Raw genomic sequence first — 8309 nt, 5'->3', positions numbered from 1 at the left:
CTATAGCATGGAATCATGTAACAGCGGGAACATCTGCTTATAGCATATGGGATGAGAGAATTTATTAAACATTAAAGCTAAGCATATATGCTTAGCTTTTTTTCTTTTCACTTATATACGAAAGGATCAAAAACAAAACAACAATTACAAAGCTACCTATTAAAGATACAACCCACCATTCATCTTGAAAAAAATAAATTGACACAACACCCCATATAAAAATTGCCACAACGGGAATATTTGACCACAATAACTCTTTAAAAAATACACAAAAAAGATCTTTGAACCATCCCATACTGAATGTTTTATTTTTCATTATAAATTAATTCCCCATCATTTCCGAAAGTACACGAGCAACTTCTTCATCGTTTACCTGCTTGTTTTTAAACCCCTCTATTAGATAAATACCTTTTTCTAATTCAGGTTCAACTATAAAATATAACATTTCCAACTTTTTAAAATACAAAGCCCAATAGAGTTGGGGACATGTTATTTTTAGATTATTTGCTGATATTGATGCTTTTTCTACATTCCCATATCCCTGAGCGATATTCAACATCCCATTAATAAACCTCTTAGCGACATTTTTCACTATGGTATTTTTAATTACATTAAAATATATAGCTTCTGCTATTATAGCCGATACACTTAACTTGATTGATTTACCTATTGCAATTTTTGAAGAATACCTCAATATTAATTTATATATTCTTTCTTTTTCTCTTTCTTCGTTTCCTTTAAATATTTCATCAACATATGTTTCTATTATTCTTGCAATAAAATCTCTTTTCTCCTTATTTTTAAGATCCATGAGATTTAACTTCATTCTGTGATCTTCTTCTTTTATCCGTGCATATACATCTTCATAACCCTCAAAGAAATATGAAAGTTGCCAGAGTTTACGTCTCATACCTAAGCCTATAGTATCTACGACCTCTTCACCTAATTCTATAGTGTCATTTACCGCTCTTTCAAGCTTGAGGCCAGCTACACGATAAGCTTCTTCTACTCGCAAATTCCAATCATTTTGCCGATCTACCTCTCTCCAGAGGTCATCTTCGATACTAGAACCCATTACAAACTCCAAAATCAATGTTTGATTGAATGTTCATCAAATTTAAGTGTTAATACCCTACCATCAGATATTCGCATATTAACCATATCTGTTTTTGTAGATGATAATAACTGAAAACAAAACATCATCATTACAGCGAGTTTATCCTCAGATCTCACTGAACTATTAACCATGATATTATTTATTTTTTTCATCAAATCATCTTTTTCATCCATACAATATCTCCATTTTTAATTTAAAAATGAATATATCACATTCATATAAAACGTGACTACACCAATCAAATACTTAAAAAATGACAACAACTAGCATCAATTCATGTGAAAAAATACAAACTCCAAACATTTTATTTTAGTCAAAAAAAAATAACATTAGTTTTTTTTATCACCAGTACTAATGCAGAACTGGCGATATTTTTTAAGAATCGGATCGGTAGTAGAATTTGGACTAGCGTGAGCATTCGCGCTAGTCCAACACTACTAATACAAAAAATATTTATCATCAATAGGTCACATGCAGTTGATTTTATTATTGAATATTTTTAATTATCCCGTTAACCTGATAACGCTATTGGCAAAATCCGATAGTTAGGGGGTCGCAGCCCTAGAGTGTTTTCACTGGTATGAAATACATATACCAGTGTGTCTGTTTTCGCCTTTTCTATGGTGGTTCAGGCAGGGGAGGCTTTAGCCTCGCTGGAAGAACACTCCCGGTACTGCGAACCCTGTTTGAACTGCCACCACTAAAAGGAGAAAACAAAAATGAATCTTTTCCGATGGTGTTCCTCTGTACCTGCCGTCGTCTTACCTCACAATACCGAGGTTAAGCATGACTAAACTCTTCGTTTATCAAACTGAGACAGACGCTTACGCACTGGCGCGAGATTCCTGTGATCTAATTAAGTGCGCCGAATATCTCTGCAACCAATCTGATATAGAGACTAATGTCAGGCATATCCATAGCTGTATTAATGTCATCGTCGAAAAATTGCGGAAATTAAGCCAAGAACTGGATATCGGCGCGGTAAAAGAAATCCTAGAACCAAATAAATCAGATTCCGATTTATCTAAATAAGTAATCTAAAAATGTTATCGGCCTAAACTGATAACCAAGGGGTCGCAGCCTTGTAGAGTGTTCCACTGGCAGGATTTTCTGCCAGTGCGCCTGTCTATGTTTTTGCTGTAACAATTCAGACAGCATTAAGCACTCCTGTACTGCTCCTCTGACTTTTTTCATTTAAAAAAGGAAAATAGAAAATGAGCATACCAAAAAAAGACTGGCATCCGGCTGATGTCATTGCTGCATTACGTAAACAGGGAACGTCCTTATCAGCAATCTCTCGTCAGGCCGGATTAAGTTCATCCACATTAGCGAATACGCTGGTTCGGCCTTGGCCAAAAGGGGAATGGATCATTGCTAACCGCCTTGAACTTCATCCCTCCGAAATTTGGCCCAGTCGTTATTTCGATAACATGGGCAGCCTGATAGAACGCAAACCTCGAAATAATCCATGATAGCGAACTATTAATTCCCTCTTTGGATAGAGGGTCACTTTCTGCACTTATCAAACTCCTTATCCAGCTAAAGAGATATCGCAATTTACTGGTATCACTTGGATTTTACCAAGTGATACCCAAAAGAGTAATTTTGGGTTCACCCCAACAAAATTTTGAGCGATTCCGGCTCGCAACCATAAGATAAGCTGTTTTTAGTGTCTTAACTTAATCAATTAAATTTTATGGCGTATAATCGGCACAAGTCAGTCTTTTGGCACAACTCACAGAAAAACGCGGCGAGATTCCCACACACGGAAATTTGGAGTATGACCATGAGCAACACAACTCACTATGAAAACGCCAACTTCCTGCGTGAACTGGCAGAAAATCTGCCCCAGATCATGCCCGGCACCGACGCAATCCGAAACGCGGAACTTCTGCAACGGTTAGCTAACGAGGAATTGGTACAAGCCGAGTACGAAGAACGGGTAAGAGCCAAAGTTGCGATCGCCCGCGCCGACAGTCGCCCAGGCATGACCACTGGACAGCTTCGCCAGCAGTTGCAAAGCCGTTATCAGGAGTTACGAGATGTCGTATCACGTTGAATGGAAACAAGGCGCTATCGAGGACGTTATGGCACTTTTTGACTATATCGCCGAAAATTCATCACTCTGGGATGCCAGAAATGTGACGGATCGCCTCCTGAATTCCACTGAAAAACTGGCAGAGTTTCCCCGCCTGTACGAAATGGATCAACGCTACGGCGAGGATGTACGCCGTATAAGTCTGGCAGGACAGCATGTCCTTTACGAAGTAGACGATCAAGCGAAGCAGGTTAACGTGCTGGCAGTCGTTGGACAACGGCAGAATCCCCACTCAATACGCGAGCAGAGGGCAAACGAATAACGCCCAGAAATGGCTGGTTCAAGACTTTTTTGCGTTTCTCACGAGAGCCGCCTTTGCATTACGCTGGGCTATCTGCCCTTTCGCTCTCTCCTGCTGTTCATCTGAAACCATCCCATAGGCTTTTCCATCAAGTCCGTAACGCTCACCGCCTTGTGCTAGCGCATCCTGATACTTATAGCGGCAGGTGTACTTCACGAGAGCTTTTCTCAGTATTTCTTTGTTAAAAGGCAATCCACGGGCTTCTGCATCTGAAATAAGGTCTTCCAGCACACCCACTTTAAGAGGACGCGGCGCCCGGTAACAAAACAAAGCTGACCAGAAACCTTCTAACAATGCCTTTGCTTCCCGCTCAAATTGTTTTTTCTCTTCTTCAGTTTCTGTTGCCATAGTGCTATCTCATTAAAAACATCGTTAAAAGGGGCATTCTACATACTGTTTCACTCGCGTAACAGAACCGTTAACACTTTCCCTTTTAATTCAACAGACTATAAAACAACCAACTCACACAAAACTCACGCCATTCAGCTTTTGAGGCCCTGCTTTTTCATCAGGCACACAACGTTATCTACAGTAAGCGTGGACAACACGTCGTCATTCCGTCCAACAGGTAGATGAGTCACGTATTAAGGCTATCGACTGCCGCCAAATTTGTGCGTTCCGTGAGTCGTAAACCCTATTTTACCCTCCTGTCAGCATTCACCATAAAACCGCGCTATGCCCAATAATTAAAAAAGCTGGGCATAGCGCGGTTTTATGGCTTTTCCATAATTATACGCAATATTTTAAACGCAACTATCATTAGCCCAGTTTTTACGCTATTGTGAAAGCTTATGATAAGTCTGGTGCCCTTTGACGCACTCCTGCTACACCGGATACAGGTCAACGATCCGAGATTTCTGTCACCCAACAGCCCATTTGGCGATTTCTGACGCGTACAGCCCAAACGCCACTGAGCCAGTGTCACGGCCGCGATTTACCCACGCTGACGGGTAACAAGGCGAGATTAGTCCGAGCCTGAACCACACCGGTTCAAACAGGGGCAAATAGACATTCAATTGTCGCTGAACCTTCTCAGGTCAGTCGTTCTTACACCCCTAACCCGTGGAGAAACACATGCCCCAGTTTGATGCAGGCCATGAGCTGGCCGTGCTGCGCGAACAGACCCGGATTATCCGCAAGCGGCGTTACCGGAAATCCCGCCTCGATCGTTACGCTGGCGAACTGTTGCAGCTGCACCGAGAAGGGGCCAGCGCCGCTGAGTTGCAACGCTGGCTCAGGGAAAAACGTATCCGGGTAGTGATCTCCACCGTCACCCGCTGGCTGGCGCGCAATGGCTAAATTCGCCAGTCCGGCCAGGCAGGCCGCCTCCGTCATAAAGGCCATGCAGGGAAGTGCGTTACGCTCCGTTGGCACCGTGCGCAATTACGAGCAGGCTTTAACCCGCGTGGCTGAATGGGTGAAGTCCTCCCGCGCCTGTTCCGATCTGAGAAAAATGACACCGACGACAGCCATTGACTATCTGGAAACCCGCAGCGAAGCCGTCGGACAGAAAACACTGGACATGGAACGACAGGCCATTCAGGCCATGATGTACCACGTCACCGGCGCATTACCCCACGGCCAGCCCCTTCCGGTTATCCGCTCTGAAAGTCCCCAGGTGTTGACCGGACGCGCTTACACCCCAGCACAAGTGGCGCTGATCGCCAGTGCACAGATGGCTAAAAATGCGCTGGCCACTAAGCTGGCGTATGCGGCCGGACTCAGGGCCCACGAACTGCACACACTGGCCCCCGTCCGGGAGTGCCCGGCTAACGAGCGGCCGGCAACAGAAACCAAATGGAACGGCCGCAACGGCCATCTGTACACCGTGCAGGGGAAAGGGGGGCTGGTGCGCGAAGTGCTGATCCCTCATCACCTGGCAGAACGGCTGGAAACCCTGCGCCGCCCTGAACCGCGGACGGTAACAGATCGGGGAATAAATTACCTTTCCCGCTATGAGATTGGTGCCGGCAAAGCCTGGACAAACAGTTTCAGCGCCGCGGCTAACCGCGTACTGGGATGGTCTTCCGGTGCTCATGGCCTGCGCCACTCCTACGCTCAGGAGCGCATGAGAGAACTGCAACGGCAGGGACTTGTCCGGGAGGACGCATTGACCACCGTCAGTCAGGAAATGGGACATTTCCGGCCGGATATTACGGAGACTTACCTGCGATGAAATGGCGTGTAACGGCAGGGCTGGCATTCCTGCTCATTCTTTCCGTTGTCAGCTTTGGCGTCTATGCCAGCATGAATGATCTTATCGTCGGAATACTGGCCGAAAATGACCGGATCAGGGTGATTGCACAGGGATTTGCCGTCGTCATTCATTTCTGGCCTGTTGCGCTGGCCGGAGCGGTTCTGGGCGGCGTTCTCACACTCATGGTTTCCGCGCCGGCATTCAGCACAGCGCAGGATGCAGATCACGAGAACCAGCGCAGGTATTACCGGCAACAAGCCGAAGCCGCAGAACGTCGTGCTGAAAGCGCCGAGAAGGTCGCTCACCAACGGTTGCAGACACAACTCCAGGCCGCAGAAATCCGGGAAAAAGAAGCCTCCTACGCTTTAGACCGTGCCAAGCAGCTTGAACAAGATGTAGTGGCCAAAGTCAGAAATATCATTGCAGAAACCAAACGACAACGAGCCGCTGCGGCGCATGAAGTCGAACAGAGCCGTATCAAAGCCCAGGATGCAGAACGGCGACGCCGGAATGCAACGGCTACAGCAGAAAGACTGCGCCGGAAACAGGATCAGGAATTCATCAAAAACTGACTTTATCCAAAAATGTTTTGTTAGATTTCCGGCATATTGGCGGTGCTACAAAGGGATCGTCTAAGAAAACGGAGTTTAAAGCACGTTAAGCTGTTTTATCCCTATTTTCGCCAATGTGAGTCTTGTTTTCTGAGTTGAAACGAAGCGTAAACAATGCGTATGATTGCGATTTCCTATTGCCATTTAGTTCAAGCTTGTAATATGTTTTTGCAATACACAACGCTCCGCTGTTCCGCCTGACCGAAAACCATTGCATAAATGGGGTCGGTTTGGAATTCGGAAAATATCCTACATCAAGCCTGCTTTTTAGCCAAAGTAGAATTGATAACAACTTGAATTAGTTACCGTACTGTTTATTCGTAGCTAAAGCGGACGTTTAAGTATTGATCATAATGGACATGACAGATGAGTAATGATCTAAGGGATAAATAGGATTTAAAAAAAGCTCAGCACTAAACTTAAATCCGAATGAGACGAGTCGTTTGTAGGTATTGTAGACCTGTCAAAATGGAATGCGAGCCGTTACACGTATTTAACATAACACCCGTTGCCCGAACCGCCTGTACGCCCCTCAGGGCGATTTTCACCTTAACCCCGTAAAAGTCCCTCTCTTCTCCCCAAAAAACGCGCAAAAACGCGCACAGCCGTTTTTCAGCCTATGAATAATTATGCACGGCATCTCCCACAAATCCGTTTCGTGACTAAATTGTGACAAAGATCTTATTTTTATAAATTTTCTCACGAAAAAAAAAATCTGCCGCGACGAAAAAATCCGTCCGGCTTCACGGTGACCGTGCATCAAATTAACAGCGGATGATATGACGCTTCCTCGCCTTGACAGACTTCGCTAGTCAAGACTGCGGCGAGCGTTGCGGATCACACAAAGTGAAAAATTGATCAAGTCCCAGATGTAACAAAGCCGAGAACAGTGGTTAAACTGGCTCGGCTCTGGTACTCTAAATCTTGTGTGCATCTCTGCCAAGATTCGACGTAGCAATCCTATCTTAGCAGAGGGAAGCTAGCGAGTCACTACTTCCTTAAAACCATTCAACGACTATAACCCATTGCACACCCCTTGATTGATTCGGACTTCGCCCGGTCTCCAAAAGGATAAACAGGCAAATTGTGGTAATCACGTCCCGTCAAACGACATGACGGCTCTGCCTCCGAATCACGCTGCGGTCTCACAAAGTACAGTGCGTACCTGATAAAGAACTCAATCAACGGGACAGGGAATCTAGGATAAACGTCGAGAGAATCCCAAACAGAAAAGACAAAAGCGATGATGATGTCGCTTCGCTCCTCTCAAGGTTATACCACATTGGGGCATTAGGTTTTTTTACACAAAATTTTTATTTTTGTTCGTTTTACGACCAGCATCAAAAAGGATCTCAGACTGACCTTTTTTGTTTTAATGCAATCATTACAAGTTTTTTTATGTGTTACGTTACAGCTCTCTGGCTTGGTGTTCAAACCAGTATTATTTGAATAAAAAACTAGGACGGTAATCTTTATGTCATACATGATATATCTAACATTAAATGGTAAGAAGCAGGGCTTAATATCAGCAGGGTGTTCAACGCTTGATTCGATAGGAAACAGATACCAAAAGGGACACGAAGATCAAATACAAGTGCTCAGTCTAAATCACACAATAACGCGTAACCAGAACGTAAGTCATCACCCTATTCAATTTATCAAGCCCATTGATAAATCATCTCCATTGTTAGCTATGGCTATAGATTCTAACGAATCATTAAATGGTGCATTTATTTTTTATAGAACAGGACAGGCAGGTCAATCAGAACTTTTTTATGAAGTAAAAATCACAGAAGCAACAATTATTGATATTTCTTGTACTTATCCAAATTCAATTAATAGTAATGAGTTGATGCCATATGAGAAGGTGTTTCTTCAATATAAATCTATAGCATGGAATCATGTAACAGCGGGAACATCTGCTTATAGCATATGGGATGAGAGAATTTATTAAACATTAAAGCTAAGCATATATGCTTAGCTTT

Annotated in this window: 12 protein-coding genes; 8 read left to right on the top strand and 4 right to left on the bottom strand. The window is 44.0% G+C overall.

Translation table 11 applies throughout. From position 1 onward, the window contains the following. Window positions 1-91: 91 nt before the first annotated feature. From Xind_RS19125 to Xind_RS19115, 3 genes are read right to left on the bottom strand one after another with little or no spacing between them, the layout of a single operon-like run. Complete coding sequence (locus tag Xind_RS19125; RefSeq protein ID WP_187650877.1) at window positions 92-316, bottom strand: hypothetical protein; 225 nt, start codon at window positions 314-316, stop codon at window positions 92-94. A gap of 6 nt (window positions 317-322) precedes the next feature. After that, window positions 323-1075 carry a hypothetical protein gene (locus Xind_RS19120; RefSeq protein WP_187650876.1) on the bottom strand — a complete coding sequence of 251 codons (753 nt, stop codon included), beginning with the start codon at window positions 1073-1075 and terminating at the stop codon, window positions 323-325. Between the two features lie 14 nt (window positions 1076-1089). Beyond that, window positions 1090-1290, bottom strand: coding sequence for a hypothetical protein (locus Xind_RS19115; protein WP_246432629.1), 201 nt, complete (start codon window positions 1288-1290; stop codon window positions 1090-1092). A 407-nt stretch (window positions 1291-1697) separates the two neighbouring features. Between Xind_RS19115 and Xind_RS20725 the strand changes: the two genes are divergently transcribed. The 5 genes from Xind_RS20725 to Xind_RS19095 all read left to right on the top strand — a co-directional run bounded on the left by Xind_RS20725 (window position 1698) and on the right by Xind_RS19095 (window position 3477). Beyond that, window positions 1698-1901, top strand: a complete 204-nt coding sequence (locus Xind_RS20725; protein WP_222941867.1) for a hypothetical protein — start codon at window positions 1698-1700, stop codon at window positions 1899-1901. 2 nt (window positions 1902-1903) lie between these two features. Next, window positions 1904-2149, top strand: a complete 246-nt coding sequence (locus Xind_RS19110) for a hypothetical protein (protein ID WP_187650875.1) — start codon at window positions 1904-1906, stop codon at window positions 2147-2149. 182 nt (window positions 2150-2331) lie between these two features. Further along, window positions 2332-2589: a helix-turn-helix domain-containing protein gene (locus Xind_RS19105; protein WP_187650874.1), complete on the top strand. Its 258-nt coding sequence runs from the start codon at window positions 2332-2334 to the stop codon at window positions 2587-2589. A 314-nt stretch (window positions 2590-2903) separates the two neighbouring features. Beyond that, the gene (locus Xind_RS19100; RefSeq protein WP_187650873.1) at window positions 2904-3176 is read left to right on the top strand and encodes a plasmid stabilization protein; all 273 of its coding nucleotides are present in this window, start codon (window positions 2904-2906) and stop codon (window positions 3174-3176) included. Further along, the gene (locus tag Xind_RS19095; RefSeq protein ID WP_187650872.1) at window positions 3160-3477 is read left to right on the top strand and encodes a type II toxin-antitoxin system RelE/ParE family toxin; all 318 of its coding nucleotides are present in this window, start codon (window positions 3160-3162) and stop codon (window positions 3475-3477) included. Before Xind_RS19100 ends, Xind_RS19095 begins: the two co-directional genes overlap by 17 nt. 18 nt (window positions 3478-3495) lie before the next feature. Here the strand turns inward: Xind_RS19095 and Xind_RS19090 are convergent, their stop codons facing one another. After that, window positions 3496-3864, bottom strand: a complete 369-nt coding sequence (locus Xind_RS19090; RefSeq protein WP_187650871.1) for a ProQ/FINO family protein — start codon at window positions 3862-3864, stop codon at window positions 3496-3498. Window positions 3865-4590: 726 nt separating this feature from the next. On the opposite strand from Xind_RS19090, the gene Xind_RS19085 reads away from it, so the two are divergent. The 3 genes from Xind_RS19085 (at window position 4591) to Xind_RS19070 (ending at window position 8278) form a co-directional block, all read left to right on the top strand. Beyond that, window positions 4591-4815: a hypothetical protein gene (locus tag Xind_RS19085; RefSeq protein WP_187650870.1), complete on the top strand. Its 225-nt coding sequence runs from the start codon at window positions 4591-4593 to the stop codon at window positions 4813-4815. A gap of 154 nt (window positions 4816-4969) precedes the next feature. Then, entirely contained in the window at window positions 4970-5692 is a 723-nt protein-coding gene (locus Xind_RS19080) for a site-specific integrase (protein ID WP_246432627.1), read from the top strand. A 2106-nt stretch (window positions 5693-7798) separates the two neighbouring features. Further along, window positions 7799-8278 carry an Hcp family type VI secretion system effector gene (locus Xind_RS19070; protein ID WP_187650867.1) on the top strand — a complete coding sequence of 160 codons (480 nt, stop codon included), beginning with the start codon at window positions 7799-7801 and terminating at the stop codon, window positions 8276-8278. Window positions 8279-8309 lie beyond the last annotated feature (31 nt).

Origin of the sequence: Xenorhabdus indica (assembly GCF_014467235.1) — a bacterium.
GTDB lineage: Bacteria > Pseudomonadota > Gammaproteobacteria > Enterobacterales > Enterobacteriaceae > Xenorhabdus > Xenorhabdus indica.
Note: the sequence above shows the minus strand (reverse complement) of the source record. Positions and strands in the feature narration are given on the sequence as shown.